The following is a 26,804-nucleotide window of genomic DNA, read 5'->3' as shown; positions in this document are numbered from 1 at the left end:
GTGCGGCACTGGCCGCCGATTTCACCCTTTCGATGCCCTCGATCTCGCCCTTCGCACCGGGGGTCACGGGCAGTGTCGATGCGCGCGGCCGCGTCGAACAGACGGCCGGCGGCTATTCCGTCAAACTCGACAGCAACGGCCCCGAACGGGCATCGGGTACGGTTGCCGGAACGATCGCGCCAGATTTCAGGACGCTCGACCTGAACGCGCGCGGCACGGTTCCGCTGGGTATCGTCAACCGCTTCATGGCGCCCAACACGGTTGCCGCCACGGCCAGCTTCGACATTTCGGTCAAGGGGCCGCCCGCCCTGCAATCGGTTTCGGGCACCGCCAGCGTGGCGGGGGCAACCCTGTCGCTGCCGACGCTGCAACAGACGCTGAACGACATCGGCGTTCAGGTGCGTATGAGCGGCGACCAGATCCGGATCGACGCCAGCGGCGAAGGTCAGGCCGGCGGAACCCTGAGCATCGACGGAACGCTGCAACTGGGCAACCTGAATGCCGATCTGCAGGCGCGGCTCGACCGGTTCGTACTGACCGATCCGCTGCTCTACCGCTCGACGCTCGACGGCGGCGTCACGCTGCGCGGGCCGCTCGCCGGGGCGGCGAACATTGCCGGGCAGATCAATATCGGCAGCACCGAAATCCGGGTTCCCGATGGCGGGCTCGGCTTTGGCGGGTCGATTCCCGATATCCGCCATGTCAACGAACCTGGCGACGTGTTCCTGACCCGCAAGCGGGCCGGGCTGGTCGAGGACAAGCCGAAATCCGGCGGTACACCGGGCCAGCGTGGCAGGCGGGGCTACGGGCTCGATGTCACGATCAACGCCCCGAGCCAGATATTCATCCGCGGCCGCGGGCTCGATGCCGAGATGGGTGGCACATTCCATGTCAGGGGAACGACGAGCGATCCGCAGCCGGTGGGGCAGATCGACGTGATCCGCGGCCGGCTCGACATTCTCGGCCGCCGGCTGGATCTCAATCAGGGGTCTGTTTCGCTTGCCGGCGGGCTGGTGCCGTGGCTCGATCTCAACGCATCCTCCTCGCGCGACGATTTCGTCTTCAACGTCTCGATCACCGGCCCGGTCGACGACCCGGAATTCGAGCTTTCGTCGGTTCCCAACCTGCCGCAGGACGAAGTGCTGGCGCATTTCCTGTTCGGCAAGGGCATGAACGACCTGTCGCCCTTCCAGGCCGTCCAGTTGGCCAGCGCGGTCGCCACACTGACGGGGCGGGCCAGCGGCCCCGGCCTGCTGGGCGGGCTGCGGCAGGGGCTCGGGCTCGACGATCTCGACGTTGCCACCGGTGCCGACGGCGATACCGAAGTGCGGGCCGGCAAATACCTTGCCGACAACATCTACACCGAGGTGGTGGTTGGCGGCGACGGCGGCACGGTGATCAACCTGAACATCGACCTGAGCCGCAGCCTGACGGTGCGCGGCTCGACCGATTCCACCGGCGATTCCGGCATCGGCATCTATTTCGAACGCGACTACTGACCGGCTGTCCGCCGGCAGGCAGCCGGTCAGCTTCCCCGATAGGTCGCGTAGCCGTAGGGCGACAGCAGCAGCGGCACGTGATAGTGGCCGTGTTCCGCCATGCCGAAGCGGATCGGGATCCGGTCGAGAAACAGCGGCTCGGCGCCTGCCTGCCCGGTTTTGCGCAGATAGTCGCCGGCAGAAAAGACCAGTTCATAGATACCCGGGACGAAGCCCGCCTCGGGCAGGATGGGCGCATCGGTGCGGCCGTCGGCGTTTGTGGCCGCCCCGGCAACCTGCTCGCGTGTCTCGCCGGTCAGCCGGTAAAGCGTGATCGCAACCCCCCCGGCCGGCCGGCCAAGCGCCGTATCGAGCACATGTGTCGTCAGATATCCCGGCAATTGACCCTCCGCCTCTCTTGCGTCCATCTCATCAAGGCGGGAAAGTGCCGGGGGTGCAAGGGATCCCCCGCAACGGATTTGGAAGGAGGGGCGATGAACCGCTATCCCCGCAACATGCACGGCCATGGCGCCACCCCGCCGGCGGCGCACTGGCCGGGCGGCGCAAAGATCGCTGTCCAGATCGTTCTGAACTACGAGGAAGGCGGCGAGAACTGCACGCTGCACGGCGATGCGGCCTCCGAGGCGTTCCTGTCCGAAATCGTCGGCGCCGCGCCGTGGCCCGGTCAGCGCCACTGGAACATGGAATCGATCTACGAATATGGCGCCCGCGCCGGGTTCTGGCGCCTGCATCGCCTGTTCACCGGGCGCGGCATTCCGATCACCGTTTACGGCGTCGCCACCGCGCTCGCCCGCTCGCCGGCACAGGTCGAGGCGATGAAGCAGGCCGGGTGGGAAATTGCCAGCCACGGGCTGAAATGGATCGAGCACAAGGACATGCCGCCCGGGGAAGAGCGCGCGCAGATGGCCGAGGCCATCCGCCTGCACACCGAAGTGACGGGCGAGCGCCCGCACGGCTGGTACACCGGGCGCTGCTCGATGCAGACGGTGGAACTGGCCGCGCGCGAGGGCGGGTTCGACTATATCGCCGACACCTATGACGACGACCTGCCCTACTGGATCGAAGTCGACGGGCGCGATCAACTGATCGTGCCCTACACGCTCGATGCCAACGACATGCGCTTTGCCACGCCGCAGGGGTTCAACTCGGGCGATCAGTTCTACACCTATCTGAAGGACAGTTTCGACTGTCTCTATGCCGAGGGCATGGCGGGGCGGCCCGGGATGCTGTCGGTCGGGCTGCATTGCCGGCTGATCGGTCGGCCAGGACGGGTGATGGCGTTGCAGCGCTTTCTCGACTACGCCGCCGCCCGGCAGGATGTCTGGTTCGCGCGCCGCATCGACATTGCCCGCCACTGGCGCGCCACCCACCCGCCGAAGCGCGGCCTGCGGCCCAGCCGGATGGACCGGGCGCGCTTTGTCAAAACCTTCGGCGGCATATACGAGCATTCGCCGTGGATCGCCGAACGCGCCTTCGATCTGGAGCTGGGGCCGGCGCACGATACCGCCATCGGCATGCATTCGGCGCTTGCCCGCGCCTTTCGCAATGCAAGCGATGACGAGCGGCTGGGCGTACTGCGCGCCCACCCCAACCTTGCCGGCAAGCTGGCCGCGGCGCGGCGGCTTACCGCCGACAGCAGCGCCGAACAGGCAAGCGCCGGGCTCGACGCGCTGACCGACGAGGAGCGCGATGCGTTCTTCCGGCTCAATCGCGCCTATACCGCCACCTTCGGTTTTCCCTTCATCATCGCGGTGCGCGACCACGACAGGAAGGGCATCCTCGCCGCCTTCGAGGAGCGGCTCGACAACGACGCGGAAACCGAATTCGCCGAGGCCTGCCGTCAGGTCGAGCGGATCGCGCAGTTGCGCCTTGCAGCGATGGATTTCTGATGCAGCGGATATCCGCGCAACCGCTGACGGCCGGCGCATTTGCCCCCTTTGGCGACGTGCTGGCATTCGACGGCGCGCCGGACAGGCTCATCAACGGCGGGTCCTGCCGCCGCTATCACGATCGCGCCCGACTCGATTTCGGCGACGGGCAGGTCGGGATCAGCCTGTTTCATGCCGAACCGCGCACCCTGCCCCATACCTTCGATCTGGTCGAACGGCACCCCTCGGGCAGCCAGGCATTCGTTCCGATGTCGCTTCACCCGTTTCTGGTGATCGTCGCGCCGGATCAGGGCGGGATACCGGGCGCGCCGCTGGCCTTCCTGACCGGGGCCGGTCAGGCGGTGAACCTCCATCGCGGCACCTGGCACGGGGTTCTGACACCGCTGCACGCGCCGGGATATTTCGCCGTGATCGACCGGATCGGTCCGGGCGGGAACCTTGAGGAATTCACCTATGAGACACCGTGGCAGGTGGTCGGCACGCCGGTCTGAACGGCGGGCGGCTCAGGTCAGCATCGCCGGCAGGCTGGCGTGCAGGGCAGCGATCCCGCCGGGCTGCCAGCCCATCAGGCGAAGACCGGTGCAATCCATCGCGCTGACCCGGCTGGCATCGGCGCGCTCCGGCAGATCGCCGGTCCAGCCGGCGAGTTTCTGAACCTCGGCCAGCAAATCCCGCCGGTCGAGCACGATGTCCGACGCATTGAGGATGCGCGCCGGCCCGGCACCCGCCCCGGTCAGAACCGCCAGAACCGCGCGGGCCAGATCGTCGCCGTGGACCTCGGTGGCAATACGCGGGGCAATGGCCCGGCGGTTGCGAAAATCGTCGAACAACCCCTGCCACTTGTGCCGCTGGCCCGGCCCGGCCGGGCCGTAGACACCGGTCGCGCGCAGGCTGACGGTCTGGAAACCCGGCGCCGCCATGGCGGCCAGCGCGGCTTCGGCCTCGAGCTTGACCTCGCCATAGAGCGTGTCCGGGCGCGGCGGCATGTCCTCGAAGAGCCGCGTGCCCTGCGGATAGCCGCCATAGACGGCGCGCGAGGACACAAAGACCAGCCGCGCGACACCGCTCCTGCGCGCCGTTCCGAACAGGCGCAGCGTGCCGTCGAGGTTGGTGCGCAAAAACCCGGCCGGATCATTCCCCTCGCCGTCCCGGTAGCGGCCGGGAAGGTGGCTGAAGGCGGCGTGAACCAGCGCATCGCACCCCTCGGGAAGCTGCACAGCGCCCGCCAGATCGTACGGAAGATGCGCAACCGGCGCGCTGAAGAAACCCGGTGGCGGGGCATTGCGCGACATAACCGTCACCGCCGCCCCCGCTGCCAGTGCTGCCTCGACGATGAAGCGGCCCACCAGCCCCGTGCCACCGGTGACCGCCAGCCTCATGCGAGCGGACCGGGCAGCGAGGCGATGACCGGAACCGGTCCGTCGCCGGCAAACGCCTCCCACAGCGCGATCAGCGGCGCGAGCCTGCCGGCCTTGGGATGTGGATCCTGCCAGGGCTTTTCATACTGGTAATGCAGGATATGGATCGACGGCCAGTCCCAGAGTTCCGGCATGTTGAACCAGACATATTGCAGCATGTTGTCGAACACCGGCAGCCCGTGCCAGTCGGGAAAGAAATGTTGCAGAAATGTCTGATCGGTGCGCCGCCAGAAGGCGCCGGGTGTATCCAGTTCGACGAGCATCGCCTCGAAGGTCGCCCGATGCGGCCGTGCGGTGAACACGCCCGAATTCATGCGGTGAAAATCGGCCAGGCTTTCGTAGACGTTCGGCGCGGCGGAAAACTCCGGATAGTGGAACAGCCGGTCGCAGTTTTTCAGCACCAGCGTATCGGCGTCGATGAAGACGGCGGCCTCGTATTCCTCGAGTTGCCACAACCGCAGCTTGACGAAATTGTCGAGCGGCGTGTGAAAGGGCGGCTTCTCACCCCTGGTGAAGGGCGCGACCCCGTGCAGCCGCGCATGGGCATGGGCGGTGTTGAAGCTGTCCGATGTCGGCAGGAGCGAGGTTTCGACCAGCCGCGCCCCCATCGCCGCCAGCGGCTCCAGCGCCGTGCCATCGACACCGGCGGTGTGCAGCACCACGCAATCGGCCTCGGAGCCGGTGAGGGCGATCGAACGCAGCAGCGCCCGCGCACCGAGCGCATAATCGGCGTTGGTGACCAGCGTCACATAGGCGGCACGGTTCGACGGCGGGCGGTTTGCGCTCAGTCCCTCGGCCATGGCAGATCAGGAAACCGACTTCAGGTGAACCGCCTCGGGGTCGTGCACCACGCGTCGGGCGATGTCGCGGGTCCAGGCCGAAACCGCCGGTACATGCTTGCGGTCGATCCGGTGGGCGTATTTCCGCGCCACCTCGACGATCTCGTCCAGCAGACCCTCCTGCAACCTGACCGGATCGAGCCCGAGTGCGAGGAAGCTGTCGTTGCGGACAATCAGGTCGTTCTCGGCCGCTTCCTTGCGCGGGTTGGGCAGGTATGCGACGCGCGCGCCCGACATCCGGGCCACCAGTTCGGCCAGGTCGCGCACCCGGTGGGTCTCGGTCATCTGGTTGAAGATCTTCACCCTGTCCCCCGAGGCCGGCGCGTCGTTCAGCGCCAGTTCGATGCAGCGCACGGTATCCTGTATGTGGATGAAGGCGCGCGTCTGCCCGCCGGTGCCGTGCACGGTCAGCGGATAATCGATCGCCGCCTGAATCAGGAACCGGTTGAGCACCGTGCCGTAATCGCCGTCATAGTCGAAGCGGTTGATAAGCTGCTCGTGGCGGCGGGTCTGGTCGGTGTGGGTACCCCAGACGATACCCTGATGCAGGTCGGTGATACGCAGCCCGTCGTTCTGGGCGTAGAACTGGAACAGGATCTGATCGAGCGATTTGGTCATGTGATAGACCGAACCGGGCCGTGTCGGATAGAGGATCTCCAGCCCCTTCTTCTCGCCTTCGAGGTTCTCGATCTCGACGTCGAGATACCCCTCGGGGATCGCCGCGCCGACGCTGGAATAGCCATAGACCCCCATCGTGCCCAGATGGACCAGATGCGCGTCGATGCCGGTTTCGACCAGCGCGGTCAGCAGGTTGTGCGTGGCGCTGACGTTGTTGTCGACGGTATAGACCTTGTGGCGGTCGGATTTCATCGAATAGGGCGCGGCGCGCTGTTCGGCGAAATGGATCAGCGCGTCGGGGCGGTATTCGTCGAGCCACAGCCGCAGGCGCTGATACTCCCTGGCGATATCGAGCAGGTGAAAGCGGATCTCGTTGCCCGAGACCTGTTTCCAGATGCGGCACCGTTCCTGGATCGAATCCATCGGCGTCAGCGACTGCACCCCCAGTTCGGTGTCGATCCAGCGACGCGACAGGTTGTCGACGATGTGAACCTCGTGCCCGAGGTTGGACAGGTGCAACGAGGTCGGCCAGCCGCAGAACCCGTCTCCCCCGAGAATCGCAATACGCATCTTCGTCTCCTTGCAGGCGGCGCGCCGTCTTTCGTCCGCCAGTGTCGTCTCTCTGCCCGATATGCCCGCCGAATGAAAGGAATGCGACAGGACGGAACCAAACGGGCGGTTTTCGGGGTCGCGGCCGGAAATTCCGGATTTGCCGAAATCCGGCACGCCCCGATCTGCCCCTACCTATCGCAACTCGCCGGCACAGGCTAGATTGGCGAAAATCCCAGAACCGCGAGGAATCCGGATGTCCGATTTCAGCACCCGCCTGTGGCGCAGTCTTGGCAACATCGTGCTCGCGATGCTCAACGCGACGCTGATCCTGATCGCGCTCTGCCTGTTTCTCGGCCTGCGGCTGGCCGGCACGGTGAACGATATCGCCACAAACGTGACGCAGAGCGCACTGGATGCCGCCCCCCTGCGCGAAGAGGTCCGCGAGATGACCGATCAGATTGCCGGCTTGCGCAGCGATCTGGCAGCGGTCGGCACCGGGGAACTGGCCGATGGCGCAACCGGACAGCTTGCCGCGATCGACGCACGGCTCGACACCCTTCAGACGCGCGCCGCCGCCCTGCGCGAGCAGATCGGCGCGGCACGGCTGGCACCGGAAAGGGCGATTGCCGCTGTCGCAGGCGCATTCGCCAACGAGATCTCGGCACTGGCGAACTGCACCCCCTCCATCGCGCCTGAACCCGACTGAGCGCGGATCACGCGCGTGTCGGCGCCAGCGACATCATATGCGTGGTGTCCGCCTGCGACCGCGCCGCACCGGCCAGAACATCGCGCAGGCCGACAACCCCGCCGACAAGGATCATCGCCGGGCTCGCCGCTCCTGCCGCGCGCGCACCGGCAACGATATCGGCCAGCGTGCCGGCAATGACGCGCTGCCCGGGCCGGGTGCCGTTCTCGATCACCGCAACCGGCGTTTGTGCCGGCATACCGTGGTCGCGCAGCCCGGCGATCAGCCCCTCCAGCTTCGACAGGCCCATATAGACTGCCAGCGTCTGCGACGGCCGGACCATCGCGCGCCAGTCGAGCCCGGACAGCCCATCCCTGCCGTGCAGGCCGAGCATCAGGCAGGAACTGGCGTGATCGGCATGGATCAGCGGTATGCCCGCATAGGCTCCGCAGCCCTGCGCCGCCGTCACTCCCGGCACCACCCGCAGCGGAATACCGGCGGCAAGCGCCGCCCCGACCTCCTCGGCGCCGCGACCGAAGACGAACGGATCGCCCGCCTTGAGACGGAGGACACGGCTCCCTCGCCCCGCCAGATCGGCCATGATGCGCGCCACATCGGCCTGCGGCGCCACATGACCGCCCGGCCCCCGCCCGACAAAGACACGTTCGGCATCGCGGCGGACGAGCGACAGGATATCGCTCCCGATCTCGCGGTCGTAGAGCACCACATCGGCCCGCTGCATCAGTCGCAGCGCACGGAATGTCAGAAGATCGGGGTCGCCCGGCCCGACACCCACCAGACAGACCTCGCCCGGCGGCGCAACCCCGTCAGCAGCCCGGCGCAGGTCGGCCTCGAACAGGGCGGTTGCCCCCTCGCTATCGCCGGCCAGAAAGACATCGGCAACCGGCCCGTCGATCAGCCGCTCCCAGAAACGCCGCCGTTCGCGCCCGTCGCTTATCGTTGCGGCGATCCGCTCGCGGAAGCCGCCGGCAAAGGCGGCGAGCCTGCCGTAGGAGGGTTTCAGCATGGTCTCGATCCGCGCCCTGAGCGTACGGGCGATGACCGGTGCCGCCCCACCGGTCGAGATTGCCACCACCACCGGCGCGCGATCGACAATCGACGGGGTGATGAAGTCGCACAGATCGGGCCGGTCGGCGATATTGCACAGCGCGCCGGCCTGTCGCGACCATTGGTAAAGCGCGGCATCGCGCGCGGCATCGCCCGAGACACCCCAGACGACGCAACAGCCCGACACGTCTTTCAGGCACGGCACGCGCCGCTCGTGGCGCAGCCCGCCGGCGCCGGCGGCAAGCAGCCGCAGAACCTCGTCTCCGGGGTCCGGATCGAAGACCGACACCCGCGCCCCGGCCGACAGCGCCCGTTCGATCCGCCGCGCGGCGACGGTACCGCCACCATCGACCAGCACGTCGCGATCGCGGATTTTCAGAAAGATCGGCAGCGTATCCATGGGCTTCCCCGTCCGGCCCTTGCAGGAGTGCACTGATCGCACGGAGAGAAGAACGCCGTCCAGTCAATATCCCCGCTGCCGCGCCTGGCTTTGGCCGATTGCAAGGCGCGAAATGGCGTTCCATGAACCGGCGCGGTTCCGCAGCGCGCACAGCGTTGACCGAATGGTGGGTGATGAGGGATTTGAACCCCCGACATCTTCGATGTGAACGAAGCGCTCTACCACTGAGCTAATCACCCTTGGGCGCTGTCCTTAGCCGCCCCGCCCGAAGGCTGCAAGCGGGATTTTCCCTGCTGGACTGTCACTGCCGCCATTGCCTCGACGGCACGCCGCGCCTGTTTCTGCCCTGTCACGTATGGTGACAAGGCCGCAGATACGTACAGCTGTTCGATGCCAAACGCCCTTTCGCGCAGGCCGTCATGCCGACCGGCCGGGCCGATACGCGGTTTTCCGTATTTTTCGCCCACATTCGGTCACTGGACAGCAGCCGGTGAGCCGACCGGCGGCAGCCTGTCAGACAAACGAAAAGGCGCGGCCGAAGCCGCGCCTTCCATCTGGTTGCCGGTCCGCTCAGTGTGCCGTGGCGGCCGGGCTGTCGATGTCGGCCTTGGCCGCCAGCGCCGCCGCTTCCTCTGCCGCCGGGTCCCATTCGATGGGTTCGGGCATCCGCACCAGCGCGTTCTTCAGCACGTCGCGCACGTGCGCTACGGGGATGATCGTCAGCCCCTCTTTCACGTTGTCGGGGATCTCGGGCAGATCCTTGGCGTTTTCCTCGGGGATGAGAACCGTGGTGATGCCCCCGCGCAAGGCGGCGAGCAGTTTCTCCTTGAGCCCGCCGATCGGCAGCACGTTGCCGCGCAGCGTTACCTCGCCGGTCATGGCGATGTCCTTGCGCACCGGTATCTGCGTCAGCACCGAGACGATGGAAGTCACCATCGCAACGCCGGCGCTCGGCCCGTCCTTGGGTGTGGCGCCTTCGGGGACGTGGACGTGGATGTCGATCTTCTCGAATACCGGCGGCTTCACCCCGATCTCGGGGCTGATCGCCCGCACGAACGAGGACGCGGCCTCGATCGATTCCCTCATCACGTCGCCCAGCTTGCCGGTGGTCTTCATCCGCCCCTTGCCGGGCAGTTTCAGCGCCTCGATCGACAGCAGGTCGCCGCCGACGCTGGTCCAGGCAAGGCCGGTGACCACGCCGATCTGGTCTTCCTTCTCGGCCAGACCGTAGCGGAACCGCTTCACCCCGAGATATTCCTCCAGATCGGCCGGATGGACGACAACCTTGTCGCCCTCTTTCTTGACGATCCGGGTGATCGCCTTGCGGCAGAGCTTGGCGATCTCGCGCTCGAGGTTCCGCACCCCCGCCTCGCGGGTATAGGTCCGGATGATTTCGGTCAGCGCCTCGTCCGTCAGTTCGAACTCCGACGGTTTCAGGCCGTGGTTCCTGGTCTGCTTGGCAAGCAGATGGCGCTTGGCGATCTCGCGCTTCTCGTCTTCGGTGTAGCCGGCAAGCGGGATGATCTCCATCCGGTCGAGCAGCGGGCTCGGCATGTTGTAGCTGTTCGCCGTCGTCAGGAACATCACGTTCGAGAGGTCGTATTCCACCTCCATATAGTGATCGACGAAGGTCGAGTTCTGTTCCGGATCGAGCACTTCCAGCATCGCCGAGGCCGGATCGCCACGGAAATCGTGCCCCATCTTGTCGATCTCGTCGAGCAGGATGAGCGGATTGGTGGTTTTCGCCTTTTTCAGCGCCTGGATGATCTTGCCCGGCATCGAGCCGATATAGGTCCGCCGGTGGCCGCGGATCTCGCTCTCATCGCGCACGCCGCCGAGCGAAATGCGGATGAACTCGCGCCCTGTTGCCCGCGCGACCGATTTGCCGAGCGATGTCTTGCCGACACCCGGAGGCCCGACAAGGCACATGATCGGCCCCTTGAGCTTCTGGCTGCGCTGCTGCACGGCCAGATATTCGACGATGCGTTCCTTGACCTTCTCGAGCCCGAAGTGATCGTTATCGAGCACCTCCTGCGCCTTGTGCAGGTCTTTCTTGACGCGGGATCTGGTGCCCCACGGGATTGACAGCATCCAGTCGAGGTAGTTGCGCACCACCGTCGCCTCGGCAGACATCGGGCTCATGTTGCGCAGCTTCTTCAACTCGCCCTCGGCCTTTTCGCGCGCCTCTTTCGACAGCTTGGTGGCGGCGATCCTCGCCTCGAGCTCGGCAACCTCGTTCTGGCCTTCCTCGCCATCGCCCAGCTCGCGCTGGATCGCCTTCATCTGCTCGTTGAGGTAATATTCGCGCTGGGTGCGCTCCATCTGGCTCTTGACGCGGGTCTTGATCTTCTTCTCGACCTGAAGAACCGACATCTCGCCCTGCATCAGGCCATAGACCTTTTCCAGCCGCTCGGCGACGGAAAGCGTCTCCAGAAGCTCCTGCTTCTGCGCCACCTCAAGGCCGAGGTGCCCCGAGACCAGATCGGCGAGCCGCGCGGCATCGCGTGTTCCGGCCACCGCGGTCAGCGCCTCTTCGGGGATGTTCTTCTTTATCTTGGAGTAGCGCTCGAACTCCTCGGCCACCGAGCGGATCAGCGCCCGCACGGTTTCCTCGTCGCCGGTTTCCTCCTGCAGCGCCTCGGCCCGCGCCTCGAAGAACTCGTCGTTCTCCAGATAGGACGCGATACGAACACGGCCGATCCCCTCGACCAGCACCTTCACCGTGCCGTCGGGCAGTTTCAGCAATTGCAACACGTTGGCGAGAACGCCCGTCCGGTATATCCCTTCGGTCGTCGGATCGTCATCGGACGGATCGATCTGACTGGCCAGAAGTATCTGCTTGTCGTCCTGCATCACCTCTTCCAGCGCGCGGACGGATTTTTCCCGGCCGACGAACAGCGGAACGATCATGTGGGGAAATACCACAATGTCCCGCAGCGGCAGCACCGGATACGATTGGCTCAAAGACTCTTGCATGCTCGACTTCCTGTTCTGGCAAGAAGGCACCGGCCCCGATTTTCGGCAGCGCTCGGCCTTCTCCGTTCATGTTTGGTTCAATTGGGTATCCCGCGGGGAATATTCAACCGGACAATCATCCGGTCATTCATGCGCTTCGCCGGCGGTCGGGGCAAGCCGACATTTGCCCACAGCCCGTTCACGATGCCGGCAATCGCACGGACCCGGCCGTCCCTACAGCGGCTCGATATCGCCTTCGGCGCGCGCCGCTTCGAACCCGGCCTGCCACGCGGCGAACTCTCCGGCCGCGATGGCCTCGCGCATTCCCTGCATGATGTCCTGAAAATACCGAAGGTTGTGCCAGGTCAGCAGCATGGACGAGATGATCTCCTTCGCGCGAAAGACATGGTGCAGATAGGCACGCGAATAGTTGCGGCAGGCCGGGCAGGTGCAGGCCTCGTCCAGCGGGCGCGGGTCGTCCTGATGGCGGGCGTTCTTGATGTTGACCACACCGCGCCGGGTAAACGCCTGCCCCGTCCGCCCCGAGCGCGACGGCAGAACGCAATCCATCATGTCGACACCGCGCCTGACCGCGCCGACGATATCGTCGGGCTTGCCGACCCCCATCAGATAACGCGGCCGGTCGGCGGGCAGCATGTCGGGGGCAAAGTCCAGAACGCCGAACATCGCCTCCTGCCCCTCGCCCACCGCAAGCCCGCCGAGCGCGTAGCCATCGAATCCGATGGCCCGCAGCGCCTCGGCGCTTTCGGCGCGCAGGTCGTGCGTGACGCCGCCCTGCTGGATGCCGAACAGCGCATGCCCCGGCCGGTCGCCAAAGGCGTCGCGCGACCGTGCCGCCCAGCGCATCGACAGCCGCATGCTTTCGGCCACCCGCGCCTCGTCCGCCGGCAGGGCGGGACATTCGTCGAAGCACATAACGATGTCCGATCCCAGCAGGCGCTGGATTTCCATCGACCGCTCGGGGCCGAGAAAATGCCTGGAGCCGTCGACATGGCTGCGGAAGGTCACGCCGTCCTCGGTCAGCTTGCGCAGATCGCTCAGGCTCATCACCTGAAACCCGCCCGAGTCGGTCAGGATCGGGCGATCCCAGTTCATGAACCGGTGCAGGCCGCCCAGACGGTCGATCCGCTCGGCGGTCGGGCGCAGCATCAGGTGATAGGTGTTGCCAAGCAGGATATCGGCCCCGGTCGCACGCACGCTTTCCGGCATCATCGCCTTGACCGTGCCCGCCGTGCCGACCGGCATGAAGGCGGGCGTGCGGATTTCGCCGCGCGGGGTCGAGATCACGCCCAGCCGCGCCTTGCCATCGGTCGCCAGAAGGGAAAAGGAAAATCGCTCTGTCATGACCCGCCTTCTACGCGGCGGGGCGAAAATGCCAAGAGGCAGCGAAACCGCCCTGACCGGCGTTGCGTTCAGGCTGACGGTTCCCCGTTTCACGCTGAGGCACCGGGACCGACAGCTAGGGGTGGACCGGAGCGCGCGCGTTCCTTATATAATCGGTCAACAAATTCTCCGCACCGGGAGAGGAAATGACCGCCGAGACCGCCCCAATGGAAGGGGAGCCGCTGATCCGGCCCTCCAGCACCGACCATCCGCTCTACGATTCCGTCGTCGAGGCCTGCCGCACCGTCTATGACCCGGAGATTCCGGTGAACATCTACGATCTGGGGCTGGTCTATACGATCGACATCAGCGACGAATCGGAAGTGCGGGTCATCATGACCCTCACCGCCCCCGGATGCCCGGTGGCCGGCGAGATGCCCGGCTGGGTGGCCGAAGCCATCGAACCGCTTCCCGGCGTCAAGCAGGTGGATGTGGATCTGACTTGGGATCCGCCCTGGGGGATGGACATGATGTCCGACGAGGCGCGGCTGGAACTGGGTTTCATGTAACAATTCCGCAAGTTTTTTCGGTTTCTCAATGCATATGAAATCGAAAAGACTTGCCAAATCCGACAATACGCCCATGATCGTCTCAAAGGAGTGATCATGCCGATTGCGGTGCTTTCCGGTGATATCGTCGCCTCGACCGCCCTGCCCCGGCAGCGGCTCGATGACGTGATGTCGGCACTTGCCACCGCCGCCGGCGATATGTCCACATGGCATGGCGCGGAACTGCGCTTTACCCGCCAGCGCGGCGACGGCTGGCAGGTTGTGCTGGCGCAGCCAGTGCGCGCCCTGCGCTCCGCCCTCTACATGCAATCCGCCATCCGCGCGCTTGGCAAGGGCATCACGACCCGGATTTCCATCGCGACGGGCGCCGGCGGCCCGGGCAGCGGACCCGACCTCAACAGCGCGACAGACGCAGTGTTCGTTGCCGCCGGGCGCGGGCTGGATTCGATGACCGGCCCCGAAAGGATGCGTCACGCCTCAGGGGGCGCAATCGGCGCGGCAACGCGGCTGGCCGACCTGATAGCGCAGGAATGGACAGCGGCGCAGGCGCGCGCGCTTCACCCGATGCTCGTTCCCGGCGATCCGCCGCGCCATGCGGATGTTGCCCAACGGCTTGGCATAACGCGGCAGGCCGTTACACAGGCGCTGGCCGCCGCCGGCTTCGATGCGCTGGACGCGGCGCTGCGGCTGATCGAGCAGGAGGATGCCGCAGGTTGAAACCCTTTCCATACAAAAACGAAAGCAAAAATACTTTCGGTATCCGTCCGGAACAGGCGCGATGAGCGAAACCCTGGCCGCCCTGCTGCTGGCCCATGTTCTGGCCGATTTCGTCTTTCAGACCGGCTGGATCGTCGCCAACAAGCGCCGCCCCGCCGCTTTGCTGCTGCACATGCTGATCGTGTTTCTCACCGCGATTGCCGCGCTGGGCCTGTGGGTACCGGTGGTGCAATGGGCGCTGCCGCTGGGCGCGCTCGCTCTGACCCATCTGGTCACCGACGCAATCAAGGCCCGGCTGGGCGACGGGCCTGGCCCCTATGTCGCCGACCAGGCGGTGCATCTGCTGACCCTGCTGCTCATCGCCGCCTGGCGGCCGGATCTGTGGAGCCTCGGCCACTGGCCCGGCCTTTTGCCCGACCCGCTCGATCCGTGGTTGCCGGTCGCGATGGCATGGAGCGCCGGCATGATCCTTGCGGTTCGCGCCGGCGGCTTCGCCATCGTCAAGCTTCTCGCGCCCTATCGCAGCTATTGGGTCCGTTCGCGCGTGTTGTCGGGCGGGCTGAACGATGCCGGCCGGTTGATCGGCGAGCTTGAGCGCGGGCTGACCTTCGTTCTCGTGGTCGCCGGACACCCGACCGGTGTCGCCTTTCTGATCGCCGCCAAGTCGCTGCTGCGGTTCAACGCAACCAGGGACGACCGGCGCATTGCCGAATACGTCATCATTGGCACGCTCGCGTCGGTCGGCTGGTCGCTGCTGGTGGCATTCGGAATTCAGGGGCTGGTGTCGCAGCTTCTGCCCGCCGCCCCTTGAGCAGAAGCCGGGTACAGCCTAGATTGTATCCTGACAAAAAGGATCTATCCGATGTTCTCCATCCCCGGCAAACAGGCCGTCAGCATGACCCCGCGTGCCGCGGCACAGATCAACCGCCTGATGGCGCAAAGGGGGCATCAGGGCCTGCGTATCGGCGTCAGGAAGGGCGGCTGCGCCGGCATGGAATACACAATGGATTTCGCCGACAGCGTCGACCCGATGGACGAGGTGGTCGAGCAGGACGGCGCGCGGGTGATGATCGCCCCAAGGGCGCAGATGTTCCTGTTCGGAACCGAGATCGACTATGAAACCTCGCTGCTCGAATCCGGCTTCCGCTTCAACAACCCCAATGTCACCGAAGCCTGCGGCTGCGGCGAATCGATCAAGTTCGACGAGAGCCTGACGGCAGACAAACCGGCCTGACCGCCGGATTGGCAACCCCCGCCCCGGCCGTTTTCGCCTGGCGGTTCTTGCGCCGTCCGAAAATCGCCGCCAGCCGGCGCAACCGCCGCTTGCGGCGGCGCAGGCTTTCGATACATCCTTCGATCAGGGCGCTTTCGGTCAACGACGGGTGCAATTCCCAGAACGGATCAACAAGCGAATAAAAAACATTCCGCTCGACGATCTGAACCTCTTTCTTGCGGTGGCCGAGACGGGATCGCCTTCGGCAGCAGCAGGGCAGACCGGAACCAGCATCCCGACGCTTGGCCGCCGGCATGGTAGGCTGGAGAGCACGCTGGGTCAGTGGCTGTTCCTGCACGGGCCAGCAGCCTATGCGCTTACCGCCGACGGGCCGGCGCTGGCGGACGAGGCGCTGCCGCTCCGTACCACCGCCGAGCGGATTTCCCGCTGGCGCGACCGGAAGCTGCGGGCGATCGCGGCGCTGCTGGGCGACACCGGCCTGCGCCCGCCGGTCGGCTGACCGCACGTCGCATCGCATCAATGCGCCGCGCCTTCCGGCCCTTGACGCCCCCCCTCTCCCCTGCAAATTGACGCCAACCCAAGTCAGCCAACCGGAGAGACCCCATGGCGCAGAAACTTGCTGCCGGAAACTGGAAGATGAACGGCACCTCGGCCTCGCTGGCCGAAATCGACGCAATGCTGGCGGCCTATCCGTCGCCGAACTGCGGCATCCTGATCTGCCCGCCGGCGACGCTGCTCGAACGGATGAGCCGCCGCATCGGCGACGGCCCCATCGCCACCGGCGCGCAGGATTGCCACGCCGCCGCATCGGGCGCGCATACCGGCGACACCTCGGCCGGCATGATCAAGGACGCGGGCGGCGCCTATGTCATCGTCGGCCATTCCGAGCGCCGCACCGACCATGGCGAAACCGACGCGATCGTCCGTGCCAAGGCCGAAGCCGCTGTTGGCGCCGGGCTTGTGGCGATCGTCTGCGTCGGCGAGACCGAAACCCAGCGTGACGAAGGTGTGACGCTCGACGTCATCGGCACCCAGCTTGCCGGCTCGATCCCCGACAACGTGACCGGCGTGACACTGGTCGTCGCCTACGAACCGGTCTGGGCCATCGGCACCGGCCGCATTCCGACCATCGACCAGATCGTCGAGGTGCACGATTTCATACGCGCCCGCCTCGTCGAACGGTTCGGCGGCGATGTCGGCACCACCGTGTCGCTGCTCTACGGCGGCTCGGTCAAACCGTCGAACGCGGCCGAGATCTTTGCCGTCGGCAATGTCGATGGTGCGCTTGTCGGTGGCGCCTCGCTGAAGGCCGCCGATTTCGGGGCCATCATCGACGCGCTGCAAGACGCCTGATATAACGGCACCATGAAAGCACGCCCCTCCGCACCTGCCGACCGGCTTGCGACCGGCGTCCTGCGCGGAGGGGCTGTCGTTGTCGGCCTGCTCTGTCTGTTGCCCATGGTGGCGGTGGCGATCGCAGCGCTGCTCGGAAACACCCGGACCCTGCGCCACCTGGCCGACACGGTCCTGTGGACCTACACCGCGACCACTCTGCAACTGGTACTGATCGTGGCGATCGGCACGGCCGCCATTGGCTCCGGGGCGGCCTGGCTGGTAACCATGACACGGTTTCCCGGCGCGCGTCTGTTCGAGATCGCGCTTGCCCTGCCGCTGGCCTTTCCGGCCTATGTGATGGGCTACGCCTATACCGACTTTCTCGATCACCCCGGCCCGGTGCAGACCCTACTGCGAACGCTCACCGGCTGGGGGCCGCGCGACTACTGGTTTCCCGAAATCCGCTCGGTACCCGGTGCGGCGCTGATGCTGATCCTCGTCCTTTATCCCTACGTCTACCTGCTGGCGCGCGCCGCCTTCCTGCAACAGAGCGCCACGGCCTTTCTTGCGGCGCGCGCGCTTGGTCGCGGGCCATGGACGGCGTTCCTGCGCGTCAGCCTGCCGATGGCGCGTCCGGCGATTGCCGGCGGCGTGTTGCTGGCGGTGATGGAAACCATCGCCGATTACGGCACCGTCTCGTATTTCTCGGTCCAGACCTTCGCCACCGGCATCTACACAAGCTGGTTCACCATGGCCGACCGGGCGGCGGCGGCGCAGCTTGCGCTCTGCCTGCTGGGTTTTGCGCTGACGCTGGCGATGCTGGAGCGCATCCAGCGCGGCGCCGCGCGCCATCACGCCGCCGGCAAGCGCTTCGAACGCCTGCCACCCACCCGGCTGACCGGCCTTAACGCCTGGGGGGCGACGATGCTCTGCACCCTTCCCGTCGCCTTCGGCTTCCTGCTGCCGGTGGCGCTGCTGGTCGCCATGGGGCTGTCTTCGGATCAGGATCTCTTCAGCCCGCGCTATCTGGGATACCTGCGCAATACCGTAATCCTGGCCGGTACGGCCTCGGTCCTGACGGTGCTGGCGGCGGTTCTGGTCGGCTTCCGGCAGCGACTGTGGCCGGGGCGGGTTTCGTCCGCCGCCGCCCACCTCGCCCGGATCGGCTACGCCGTACCGGGCGGAGTGATCGCGGTCGGGCTGCTGGTGCCCTTCGCCGCCCTTGACAACGCGCTCGACGCCTGGATGCGCAGCACCTTCGGCCTTTCGACCGGCCTGCTCTTCACCGGCTCGATCTGGCTTCTGGTGGTCGCCTACATGGTCCGGTTCCTGGCGGCGGCGCTCAACACCTACGACAGCGGACTCGGCACCATTCACGACAATATCGACGCCGTTTCCCGCACCCTAGGCAAGACGCCGATGGAGATGTTGCGCCGGGTCCACCTGCCGATCCTGCGCCCTTCGGTCCTGACCGCGCTGCTGGTCGTCTTTGTCGACGTGATGAAGGAACTGCCGGCGACGCTGATCATGCGCCCCTTCAACTTCGATACGCTGGCGGTGCAGGCGCACCGGCTGGCCTCGGACGAGCGGCTCGACGGTGCGGCGGTTCCGAGCCTGGTGATCGTCGCTGTCGGTCTGCTGCCGGTCATCCTGGTCTGCCGCCACCTGGGCGAGCGCCATTCGCGCGTCTGGGGCCCGGCACCGGTAGCGGCTGAGTGACCGCAACACCAGGCGCCATCCGTGCGGATGGCGCCCTGCCGTTTCGTCCGGCGGTGGCTATTTCCAGCCGACCTCGTTGAAAATCACCTGCGCGACCGGCAGGTTCTCGGCCACCGCCGACAGGTCGACCTCGTCGCGCCTGAACTCTCCTAGCTGCTGCACCGAGGCCGAAATCTCTACCCCGTCGACGGCCGGATATTCGTCGTTCCCGCCCGAGAAATACCTCTGCGCCGAATCGCTCGACAGATATTCGAGGAACCTGACCGCGTTCTCGCGGTTGGGGGCATGCGCCGCCACCCCCGCCCCCGACAGGTTCATATGCGCGCCGTTGCCGTCCTGGTCGGGAAAGACCCAGCCGATCCGGTCGATCGAACCCGAAAGCCTCTCGACCTCGGTCCTGAGCGCGCGGGCGAAGTAATAGGTGTTCGAGACCGCAATCGCACATTCGCCCGACACCAGACCGCGAAGCTGGTCGGTATCGCCGCCCTGCGGCGGCCGGGCCATGTTGTCGACCACGCCCTGTGCCCATGCCCTGGCGGCCTCCTCGCCCTCGTGGGTCACCACGGCGGCCAGCAGGGTCTGGTTGTAGGTGTTGGTCGACGAGCGGATGCAGATCATCCCATTGTATTTCGGATCGGCCAGATCGGCATAGGTCTGCGGCGGATCGGTCACTCCGTTCTTGTCATAGAAGATCACGCGCGAGCGCTGCGAGAACCCGAACCAGTCGTTATCGGCGTCCTGCAGGTAGCCGGGGATGCGCTCCTCGAGCACCGCCGATTCGACCGGCTGCAACACGCCCGCCTGCTTGGCACGATAGAGCCGCGAGGTATCGACGGTGATCAGCACGTCGGCCGGGCTGTTGATCCCCTCGGCCTGCATGCGCGCGATCAACTCGTCGGCGTTGCCCTCGATCCGGTTGATGGTGATGCCGGTCGCTTCCTCGAAGTCGCCGTATAGCTGGTCGTCGGTATCGTAATGGCGCGAGGAATAGATGTTCAGCTCACCCTCGGCCAACGCCGCGGCACCGGAAAGCGCCACCATTGCGGCGGCAAGCGCGCGGCTCTTGCAATTGAACATGATCGTCTCCCTGTCCGTTTCGTCCGCCCCTGTTTGCAGGCAGCCGGGCCGGGGGTCAAGCTATTCCCTATTGTTTAACTCAGTTATTTGTCAGGCAACGCCTTCCCAGTTCGGCGCCCGCCGGAAGAAAAAAGGGCGGCCAGCGCGGCCGCCCAGTTTCTGCCTTCCCCCGCGCGGCGGGATCAGTTTGTGATGATCTCCGGCCCCATCAGGGTTGTTGGCAGGTATGTCGAAATCCACGGCACATAGGTCACGATGATCAGGAAGACGAACAGCACCGCCAGGAACGGCAGCGCCGCACGCACGACCCGCATCATCGACATGCCCGCGACCCCCGAGGTCACGAACAGGTTGAGACCGACCGGCGGTGTGATCATGCCGATCTCCATGTTGACCACCATGATGATCCCGAGGTGTATCGGGTCCACCCCAAGCTGGATGGCGATCGGAAAGACCAGCGGCGCAACGATGACGATCAGCCCCGACGGTTCCATGAACTGTCCGCCGATCAGCAGGATCACGTTGACGATGATCAGGAACATGATCTTGCCGAAGCCGGCGTCGAGCATGGCGCTCGCGATCTGCTGCGGTATCTGCTCGTCGGTCAGAACGTGCTTGAGGATCAGCGCGTTGGCGATGATGAACATCAGCGAGATGGTCAGCTTGCCCGCGTCCAGAAGGGTGCGCATCGTGTCGCGGTGAAACCATGCGGTCACCAGCGCATAGGGTTTTTGCAGCAGCGAAACGGGATGCCCGCCGTTGGTGCCCGCCAGTGGCCCCATGTCGCGATAGACGAAGACCGCGATCAGGAAGGCATAGACCGACGCCACGGCGGCGGCCTCGGTCGGGGTGAAGATCGCCCCGGTCAGGCCCGGAATGCCGTAGATGCCGACCATGATGATGACGATCAGCATCAGCCCCCAGAAGGCATCGCCAAAGCTGTCGGCAACCTCGCCCCAGCCCTGCCATTCGCCCTTGGGCATGTTGCGCATGACGGCCATGATATAGATCGTCACCATCAGCATCCCGCCGGCCAGCAGGCCGGGGATCACGCCGGCGAGGAACATCCGCCCCACCGAAACATCGGTCGCCGAGGCATAGACCACCATCACGATTGATGGCGGGATCAGGATACCGAGCGTCCCGGCGTTGCAGATCACGCCGGCGGCAAAATCCTTGGTATAGCCCACCTGGCGCATCGCCGCGATCACGATCGAACCGATGGCCACCACCGTGGCGGGCGAACTGCCCGAAAGCGCCGCGAACAGCATGCAGGCGAAGACCCCGGCAATCGCCAGTCCGCCGCGCACATGACCGACACAGGCGATCGAAAAGCGGATGATCCGCTTCGCCACGCCGCCCGTCGACATGAAGCTGGAGGCAAGGATGAAGAACGGGATCGCCAGCAGCGTGTAATGCCCCGCCATCGCCTGATAGAGGGTCTGGGCGATCGATGCGAGCGAGGTATCCGAATAGACCAGCAGGAACATCATGGAACTGAGGCCGAGCGACACCGCGATCGGCACACCGATCATCAGCAGCGCGATGATCAGGACAAAGAGGATGAAAACTTCCATCTGGTTCAGTCCTCGCGGTTCATGGCGGCGACATCTTCAACCGCGTCTTCGGCTTCATGGCTGACGATCATGCTTTCCTGATAGCCACTTATCACCCGCATCGTCGCCTGAACGACCCTGAGAAGGATCAGCGCGGCGCCAAGGGGCAGGATGAAATAGGGAATGAAGCGCGGCAGTTTCTCGTAGGGTTCGCCTTCGTTGAAGATCGGTTCGAGAAAGCGCAGCCAGTCCAGCATCGGGATCTGGTCGGTCTCGTACCAGGCTTGATCGCGGGTCGCCGGATCGAAGCCGGTCGGAAACCAGCGGCCGGTTGTCGCCTCGAACCCGGCGAAGGGGGCCCAGTAATCCCAGGCGCCCTTCATCAGCAACATGGCGTAGAAAACGCAGAGCAGTGCCGCCACGATCGTCAGCACCCTGCCGGTGCCGCGGCTGACGACGTTGAGCAGCGCGTCGACGCCAAGGTGGCTGTTGATCTTGAAGCCATAGGATATGCCGTAGAGAACCAGCCAGGCAAACAGCACCAGAACGACCTCGAGCCCCCAGATCAGCGATGTCGGCAGGTCGATGCCGAGAACCTTTTCCAGCCAGCGCCCGAAACTGCTGTTGAACACGTACCGGATGACGACGTTGACGAAGGTGATCATCGTCATCACCCCCAGAAGCGCCGCGATAAACGTCTCCTCGAAGGTATTGACCAGCCGTCCGAGGTTGGTTCTGGGTTCATATCGCGATGACATGGGTCTCCTCCGCGTTGCCCGGGCGTCCTGCGGCCCGGTGTGGCGAGAACGGCCCCGCCGCAACGGGGCCGCAGTGCCAAAAAGGAGCCGCCCTGTGGCGGCTCTGGAGTATCTTACATGGTGTTGTTGATCTGCTGGGCTGCTTCGATGTTGTCGGCGCCCACGTCCCCTTCGAACTGGTCCCAGACGGGCTTCATCGCGTCGACCCAGTGCTGGCGCTGTTCGGGCGTCAGTTCGCGGATTACCCCGCCTGCATCGAGAATCGCCTGGCGGTTTTCGGCGTCCACCTGGGCGATCGCCGCGTTCCGGTCGGCCGAAACCTCGGCAAGGATCGTCGCAAGCTGGTCGCGCACCGCCGGGTCGAGGCTTTCCCACCAGTCGGTCGACGTCACCACCAGATAGTCTAGAACCCCGTGGTTGGTTTCGGTGATGCCGTCCTGCACCTCAAAGAACTTCTGGCCGTAGATGTTGGACCAGGTGTTCTCCTGTCCGTCGACAACGCCGGTCTGAAGCGCGCCGTACACCTCTGAGAATGCCATCGGCTGCGGCGAGGCCTTGAGCGCCTCCATCTGCGCCACCAGCACGTCGGACGGCTGGACACGGAATTTCAGCCCCGCCGCATCGCCCGGCTCGATCAGCGGCTTGTTGGCCGAAAACTGCTTCAGCCCGTTGTGCCAGAACTGAAGCCCGAGCAGCCCGCGGCGCGCCATGGTCTCCATCATCGCCTGTCCGGCTTCCGAGTTCTGGAACGTGTCGACCGCTTCCATGTCCCGGAACATGAACGGCAGGTCGAAGATGCGGAACTTCTTGGTGAACTTCTCGAATTTCGACAGAGAGGGCGCGCCCATCTGCACATCGCCCTGAAGCATCGCCTCAAGAAGCTGGTCGTCGTTGTAGAGGGTCGAGTTCGGATAGACCTCCATGCAGGCAACGCCGTTCATCTCGTCGTTGACGCGCTGTTGCAGCATGCTCGCGGCGATCCCCTTCGGGTGCTTGTCGGTATTGGTCACATGGCTGAACTTGATGACGATCTCGCCGTTGTCGCAACTGGCGGTCGCGGCTCCGGCACCAACAGTCAGCGCCACGACGGCCGTGGCGGCGGTCAGGAATTTCATGCGGACGTCCTCCCAAGACATGTCATTAGGCATGCGGCCCGCATTTTTCCACGGACCCTGCATCAAAAGGAAGCAGAGTGGGAACAATCCACAAAGGGAAAAAATGACGCCTGCGGCTTGTGGATATTTTCTATTTGAATTCAGATTACTACATGGCAATCATGATGTGTCGCACAAGTCGGGATTGCCCAGTTGTGCGGTTGTTCGCACGCGCGGATTCCGGATCTGTGCGGAATTTCGCACAAATTATCCGTCGCGGTAATCTTCCGCCCGCAACCCGTGCCGCGCCAGCTTGTCGTAGAAGGTCTTGCGCGGCAGTTTCAGCGCCCGCGCCGCCTCGACCGCGCGACCCTGCGCCTTTTCGAGCGCCGCAACCAGCAACGTGCGCTCGACCTGCGCCAGATGCTCGGAAAGCCCCAGTTCACGCTCGGGGGCGGGATCGGTGAAGCCCATGGCAAAGCGCATCGCCGCGTTCATCAGGCTGCGGGCATTGCCGGGCCAGTCCTGCGCCATCAGCCGGGCGATCACCTCGGGCGTGATTTCCGGCTGCGGCAGTGCCGCCTGCTCGCAGGCGAGCGCCACATAGTGACGGAAGAGCGGTGGAATATCCTCCTTGCGCTCGTCGAGCGGCGGGATGGTGACGCGCATCACATCGAGCCGCATCGCCAGGTCGGCCGAGAAATGCCCATCGGCAACCTCGGTCGCAAGATCGCGGTAGGTTCCCGCGATCACCCGGGCGTCGCCGCCGGCATCGAGCCGTTCCAGCAGCACGAACTGCACCGCCGGCCCGAGCACCGAAACCTCGTCGAGAAACAGCGTGCCGGCACCGGCGATGCGCAGCGCCTCGTCCAGCGTTTCCGGCGTCAGCGCGGCAGCCGACCGCTTGACCAGCGGTTGCGCGGCCGATGGCGACAGCAGGTGGATCACCTCGGCCACCTTCGAGGTGCCCGAACCCGGCGGCCCGGTCACCAGCACCTCGGCCCCGGCCCGGGCAACCATCCGCACCCGGCGCCGCAGTTCCTCGGATTGCCGCGAGGTGCCGCGCAGCATGCGCGCCGCCGCGTCGGCGCGATCAAGCTCGCGCTTCAGCCGCCGGTTTTCCATCACCAGATGACGTGCTGCCAGTGCTTTCTGAACAACGGTCAGCAATGCTTTGGGAGAGCAGGGTTTTTCCAGAAAGTCGAATGCTCCGTTCGAGATCGCGCGCACCGCCATCGGCACGTCGCCCTCGCCGGTCAGCAGGATAACCGGCAGGTCGGGATCGGCGCTGCGCACGAAATCGAGCAGCGCAAAACCGTCCTTGCCGGGCATGCGGATATCGGTCACGACAACGCCGGCAAACTCGCGCGAGACGTGATCCTTGGCCTCGATATAGCTGCCGGCGGTGACCGGCCTGAGATCGGCCAGTTCAAGGGTCTGGGCAAGCGCATCGCGCACCGCCCGGTCGTCATCCACCAGCAGGACCCTGACCGTCACGCCGCCGCCTCGCGCACCGCCGGGCTGAGTTCGACGGTGAAGACGGCCCCGCCCCGGGGATCGTTCTCGCCGCGGATCGCCCCGCCGAAGCCCTCGACGATCCGATAGGAGATCGACAGGCCCAGCCCCATCCCCTCGGATTTTCCGACCTCCTTGGTCGAATAGAACGGATCGAAGATCCGGTCGGGCGCCGCGATCCCGCCGCCGGTATCGGCAACGGTCAGCGCCACCGGCGCCCCATCCGCCACCCGGATGGTCAGCCGCCGTTCATCGCGGCCTCCCATGGCGTCGATGGCGTTCGAGATCAGGTTCATCGCCACCTGCTGCAACCGGACCTCGCCGCCCATCACCATCACGGGGGCGGCGGGCGGCTGCCAGTCCAGGTCCACGCCATGGCGTTTGAGCCGGCCGGCGGCGAAATCCAGCGCCGCCTCGACAACCGTCCCCAGATCGACCGGGCGCACCGGCTGCACCTCCTGCCGGGCAAAGGCCCGCAGGTTGCGGATGATCCGCCCCATCCTGCGCGCCAGATCGGCGATGCGCGACAGGTTTTCGGCCGCGCGCGCAGGCTTGCCGCGCTCCAGAAACGCCTCGCCGTTTTCGGCATAGGAGGAGATCGCCATCAGCGGCTGGTTGAGTTCGTGGCTGATCCCCGCCGACATCTGCCCCAGCGCCGACAGTTTGCCGGCAAGGATCAGATCGCTCTGGGCACGTTTCAGCGCCGCTTCCGTCGCGCGGCGCTCCTCCACCTCGCGCCTGAGCGCCCGGTTGGCGGCGCTCAGTTCCGCCGTCCGCCGCTCGACCCGCTGTTCCAGCACCGCGTTGGCGGCAGCCTCGATCCGCAGGCGTTCGGCCAGTGCGCGGCGCCGTTCGGCAAGAACGAACAGCAGCGCGCCGAAAACCAGCCCCAGTGCCGCGGCGAACAGGGCCTGCCAGCCGGCGAGCCGGATCGCGGGCGAAATATCGACCAGCGCCTCGCCGGTCATGCCGATCGTCGGCAGGGGGCGGCTCAGATGGATGGCCCATCGCGGCAGGTAGCGCCCGGCATCGAGCCACCAGATCTCGTGCCCCGCAACCCTGTAGGCGCGGAAGTCGGGAAATGGCTGGCCGCCGGCGCCGGGGGTGGCAGAACTGCGCAGGCGAAACAGCAATTCCGTGCGGTTCGAGGCGAAGACCAGCCCCGCATCGTCGGTATAGGCCACCGTCATCGCATCGCCGCGCCACTCGGTTTCGATCCGCGCGATATTCGCCCGCACGACCACGGCCCCCACAACCGGCCCGTCCCGCGAATAGATCGGGGCAGCGAAGGTGAAGTGCCGCACGGGCGGAGTGCCGACAACGCCGTGATCGGTGCCGAGCGCGCCATCGCGCAGGGCACGATCGACGGCGGGATCACCGATCCGGCCCCCGCCATCCGTTTCCGATGCGGCCCGGACCGACCGGTTCGCATCGACGACGAAAATCCCGTGCGAACCGGTCGTATCGGCGGCGGTCCGCAGCAGCGCCGATGCGGCGGCACCCTCCCCCTGCCCGACCGCAGTGCGGACGGCCGGATGATCGGCCAGCAGGACCGCCACCTCGCGATAACGCTGCAACTGCCCGACCAGCCGGTCGGAGGCGACCGAAAGGTCCGCCTCGCCGCGTGCCGAGATGGTTTCGAGGTCCTTCGACAGGGCAAACCACCAGATACCACCGGAAATGCCGGCGACAGCCAGCAGATACAGCAGCACGACACTCAGGTTCCGGGTCACGGCGCGGTCTCCATTCGCGGCAGTCTAGAGGGGACGGCCAGCAAAAAAAAGCCGCAAGACCGCGCCATCCACCCGTCACCGGATCGCCACCCGGCGCGCTATCCCTCGACCGGCAGCACGGTGGTCGATTTGATCTCCTCCATCGACAGCAGGGCCGTCACATTGTGGACACGCACCTCGGATATCAGGGCCTGGTAGAACTTGTCATAGGCGCGCGCATTGGCGACGCG

The 26,804-nt window shown here is 65.7% G+C and carries 24 protein-coding genes, 1 tRNA gene and 1 pseudogene; 11 read left to right on the top strand and 15 right to left on the bottom strand.

The features are described from left to right. A partial coding sequence (locus tag ACK5IR_RS04255; protein WP_416926254.1) for a translocation/assembly module TamB domain-containing protein occupies nucleotides 1-1,499 on the top strand: 1,499 nt, incomplete at its 5' end. Nucleotides 1,500-1,525: 26 nt separating this feature from the next. Here the strand turns inward: ACK5IR_RS04255 and uraH are convergent. Next, complete coding sequence (gene uraH / locus ACK5IR_RS04250) at nucleotides 1,526-1,879, bottom strand: hydroxyisourate hydrolase (protein WP_416926252.1); 354 nt, start codon at nucleotides 1,877-1,879, stop codon at nucleotides 1,526-1,528. Nucleotides 1,880-1,972: 93 nt separating this feature from the next. On the opposite strand from uraH, the gene puuE reads away from it, so the two are divergent. Both puuE and ACK5IR_RS04240 read left to right on the top strand, forming a co-directional pair. Further along, entirely contained in the window at nucleotides 1,973-3,388 is a 1,416-nt protein-coding gene (gene puuE, locus ACK5IR_RS04245; RefSeq protein ID WP_416926250.1) for an allantoinase PuuE, read from the top strand. Then, nucleotides 3,388-3,879 (top strand): ureidoglycolate lyase, encoded by a 492-nt coding sequence (locus ACK5IR_RS04240; RefSeq protein ID WP_416926248.1) that lies wholly within the window; start codon nucleotides 3,388-3,390, stop codon nucleotides 3,877-3,879. Before puuE ends, ACK5IR_RS04240 begins: the two co-directional genes overlap by 1 nt. Before the next feature lie 12 nt (nucleotides 3,880-3,891). Here the strand turns inward: ACK5IR_RS04240 and ACK5IR_RS04235 are convergent, their stop codons facing one another. The 3 genes from ACK5IR_RS04235 to ACK5IR_RS04225 are packed head-to-tail and all read right to left on the bottom strand — an operon-like array spanning nucleotide 3,892 to nucleotide 6,833. Continuing rightward, on the bottom strand, nucleotides 3,892-4,767 hold the full coding sequence (locus tag ACK5IR_RS04235) for an NAD-dependent epimerase/dehydratase family protein (protein ID WP_416926246.1): 876 nt from the start codon (nucleotides 4,765-4,767) through the stop codon (nucleotides 3,892-3,894). Further along, on the bottom strand, nucleotides 4,764-5,606 hold the full coding sequence (locus ACK5IR_RS04230) for a glycosyltransferase (RefSeq protein WP_416926244.1): 843 nt from the start codon (nucleotides 5,604-5,606) through the stop codon (nucleotides 4,764-4,766). Before ACK5IR_RS04230 ends, ACK5IR_RS04235 begins: the two co-directional genes overlap by 4 nt. A gap of 6 nt (nucleotides 5,607-5,612) precedes the next feature. Continuing rightward, the gene (locus ACK5IR_RS04225) at nucleotides 5,613-6,833 is read right to left on the bottom strand and encodes an NAD-dependent epimerase/dehydratase family protein (RefSeq protein WP_416926242.1); all 1,221 of its coding nucleotides are present in this window, start codon (nucleotides 6,831-6,833) and stop codon (nucleotides 5,613-5,615) included. A 235-nt stretch (nucleotides 6,834-7,068) separates the two neighbouring features. Between ACK5IR_RS04225 and ACK5IR_RS04220 the strand changes: the two genes are divergently transcribed. Then, complete coding sequence (locus ACK5IR_RS04220; protein WP_416926241.1) at nucleotides 7,069-7,521, top strand: hypothetical protein; 453 nt, start codon at nucleotides 7,069-7,071, stop codon at nucleotides 7,519-7,521. Between the two features lie 7 nt (nucleotides 7,522-7,528). Here ACK5IR_RS04220 and cysG read toward each other — a convergent pair whose 3' ends face one another. From cysG to tgt, 4 genes are all read right to left on the bottom strand, one after another. Beyond that, entirely contained in the window at nucleotides 7,529-8,968 is a 1,440-nt protein-coding gene (gene cysG, locus ACK5IR_RS04215) for a siroheme synthase CysG (protein WP_416926239.1), read from the bottom strand. A 164-nt stretch (nucleotides 8,969-9,132) separates the two neighbouring features. Continuing rightward, nucleotides 9,133-9,207: transfer RNA gene (locus ACK5IR_RS04210), tRNA-Val, on the bottom strand. A gap of 331 nt (nucleotides 9,208-9,538) precedes the next feature. Next, a complete protein-coding gene (gene lon, locus ACK5IR_RS04205) occupies nucleotides 9,539-11,944 on the bottom strand; it encodes an endopeptidase La (RefSeq protein ID WP_416926237.1) in 2,406 nt (801 codons plus the stop codon). A 213-nt stretch (nucleotides 11,945-12,157) separates the two neighbouring features. Beyond that, complete coding sequence (gene tgt / locus ACK5IR_RS04200; protein ID WP_416926235.1) at nucleotides 12,158-13,288, bottom strand: tRNA guanosine(34) transglycosylase Tgt; 1,131 nt, start codon at nucleotides 13,286-13,288, stop codon at nucleotides 12,158-12,160. A gap of 185 nt (nucleotides 13,289-13,473) precedes the next feature. Between tgt and ACK5IR_RS04195 the strand changes: the two genes are divergently transcribed. The 7 genes from ACK5IR_RS04195 to ACK5IR_RS04165 all read left to right on the top strand — a co-directional run bounded on the left by ACK5IR_RS04195 (nucleotide 13,474) and on the right by ACK5IR_RS04165 (nucleotide 18,841). Beyond that, the gene (locus ACK5IR_RS04195) at nucleotides 13,474-13,836 is read left to right on the top strand and encodes an SUF system Fe-S cluster assembly protein (protein WP_416926233.1); all 363 of its coding nucleotides are present in this window, start codon (nucleotides 13,474-13,476) and stop codon (nucleotides 13,834-13,836) included. A 96-nt stretch (nucleotides 13,837-13,932) separates the two neighbouring features. Further along, entirely contained in the window at nucleotides 13,933-14,553 is a 621-nt protein-coding gene (locus ACK5IR_RS04190; protein WP_416926231.1) for a MarR family transcriptional regulator, read from the top strand. 61 nt (nucleotides 14,554-14,614) lie between these two features. Next, a complete protein-coding gene (locus tag ACK5IR_RS04185; RefSeq protein ID WP_416926229.1) occupies nucleotides 14,615-15,364 on the top strand; it encodes a DUF3307 domain-containing protein in 750 nt (249 codons plus the stop codon). A gap of 51 nt (nucleotides 15,365-15,415) precedes the next feature. Further along, the gene (locus ACK5IR_RS04180; protein WP_416926227.1) at nucleotides 15,416-15,787 is read left to right on the top strand and encodes a HesB/IscA family protein; all 372 of its coding nucleotides are present in this window, start codon (nucleotides 15,416-15,418) and stop codon (nucleotides 15,785-15,787) included. Nucleotides 15,788-15,935: 148 nt separating this feature from the next. After that, nucleotides 15,936-16,286: a helix-turn-helix domain-containing protein gene (locus ACK5IR_RS04175; RefSeq protein WP_416926225.1), complete on the top strand. Its 351-nt coding sequence runs from the start codon at nucleotides 15,936-15,938 to the stop codon at nucleotides 16,284-16,286. A gap of 104 nt (nucleotides 16,287-16,390) precedes the next feature. Beyond that, complete coding sequence (tpiA, locus tag ACK5IR_RS04170) at nucleotides 16,391-17,140, top strand: triose-phosphate isomerase (RefSeq protein WP_416926223.1); 750 nt, start codon at nucleotides 16,391-16,393, stop codon at nucleotides 17,138-17,140. A gap of 12 nt (nucleotides 17,141-17,152) precedes the next feature. Further along, nucleotides 17,153-18,841, top strand: coding sequence for an ABC transporter permease (locus ACK5IR_RS04165; RefSeq protein ID WP_416926221.1), 1,689 nt, complete (start codon nucleotides 17,153-17,155; stop codon nucleotides 18,839-18,841). A 57-nt stretch (nucleotides 18,842-18,898) separates the two neighbouring features. Here ACK5IR_RS04165 and ACK5IR_RS04160 read toward each other — a convergent pair whose 3' ends face one another. From ACK5IR_RS04160 to ACK5IR_RS04130, 7 genes and pseudogenes are all read right to left on the bottom strand, one after another. After that, nucleotides 18,899-19,918 (bottom strand): Fe(3+) ABC transporter substrate-binding protein, encoded by a 1,020-nt coding sequence (locus ACK5IR_RS04160; protein ID WP_416926218.1) that lies wholly within the window; start codon nucleotides 19,916-19,918, stop codon nucleotides 18,899-18,901. A 182-nt stretch (nucleotides 19,919-20,100) separates the two neighbouring features. Continuing rightward, nucleotides 20,101-21,495 carry a TRAP transporter large permease gene (locus ACK5IR_RS04155; protein WP_416926216.1) on the bottom strand — a complete coding sequence of 465 codons (1,395 nt, stop codon included), beginning with the start codon at nucleotides 21,493-21,495 and terminating at the stop codon, nucleotides 20,101-20,103. Between the two features lie 5 nt (nucleotides 21,496-21,500). Next, nucleotides 21,501-22,232 carry a TRAP transporter small permease gene (locus ACK5IR_RS04150; RefSeq protein WP_416926214.1) on the bottom strand — a complete coding sequence of 244 codons (732 nt, stop codon included), beginning with the start codon at nucleotides 22,230-22,232 and terminating at the stop codon, nucleotides 21,501-21,503. A 113-nt stretch (nucleotides 22,233-22,345) separates the two neighbouring features. Next, on the bottom strand, nucleotides 22,346-23,347 hold the full coding sequence (locus ACK5IR_RS04145; protein WP_416926212.1) for a DctP family TRAP transporter solute-binding subunit: 1,002 nt from the start codon (nucleotides 23,345-23,347) through the stop codon (nucleotides 22,346-22,348). Between the two features lie 246 nt (nucleotides 23,348-23,593). Further along, nucleotides 23,594-24,823, bottom strand: a complete 1,230-nt coding sequence (locus ACK5IR_RS04140; protein WP_416926210.1) for a sigma-54-dependent transcriptional regulator — start codon at nucleotides 24,821-24,823, stop codon at nucleotides 23,594-23,596. Further along, a complete protein-coding gene (locus ACK5IR_RS04135) occupies nucleotides 24,820-26,574 on the bottom strand; it encodes a sensor histidine kinase (protein ID WP_416926208.1) in 1,755 nt (584 codons plus the stop codon). Before ACK5IR_RS04135 ends, ACK5IR_RS04140 begins: the two co-directional genes overlap by 4 nt. A gap of 98 nt (nucleotides 26,575-26,672) precedes the next feature. Next, nucleotides 26,673-26,804, bottom strand: a pseudogene (locus ACK5IR_RS04130) (ArsR family transcriptional regulator); the annotation flags it as partial.

The organism is Tropicimonas sp., from assembly GCF_047971885.1.
Lineage (GTDB): Bacteria > Pseudomonadota > Alphaproteobacteria > Rhodobacterales > Rhodobacteraceae > Tropicimonas.
Note: the sequence above shows the minus strand (reverse complement) of the source record. Positions and strands in the feature narration are given on the sequence as shown.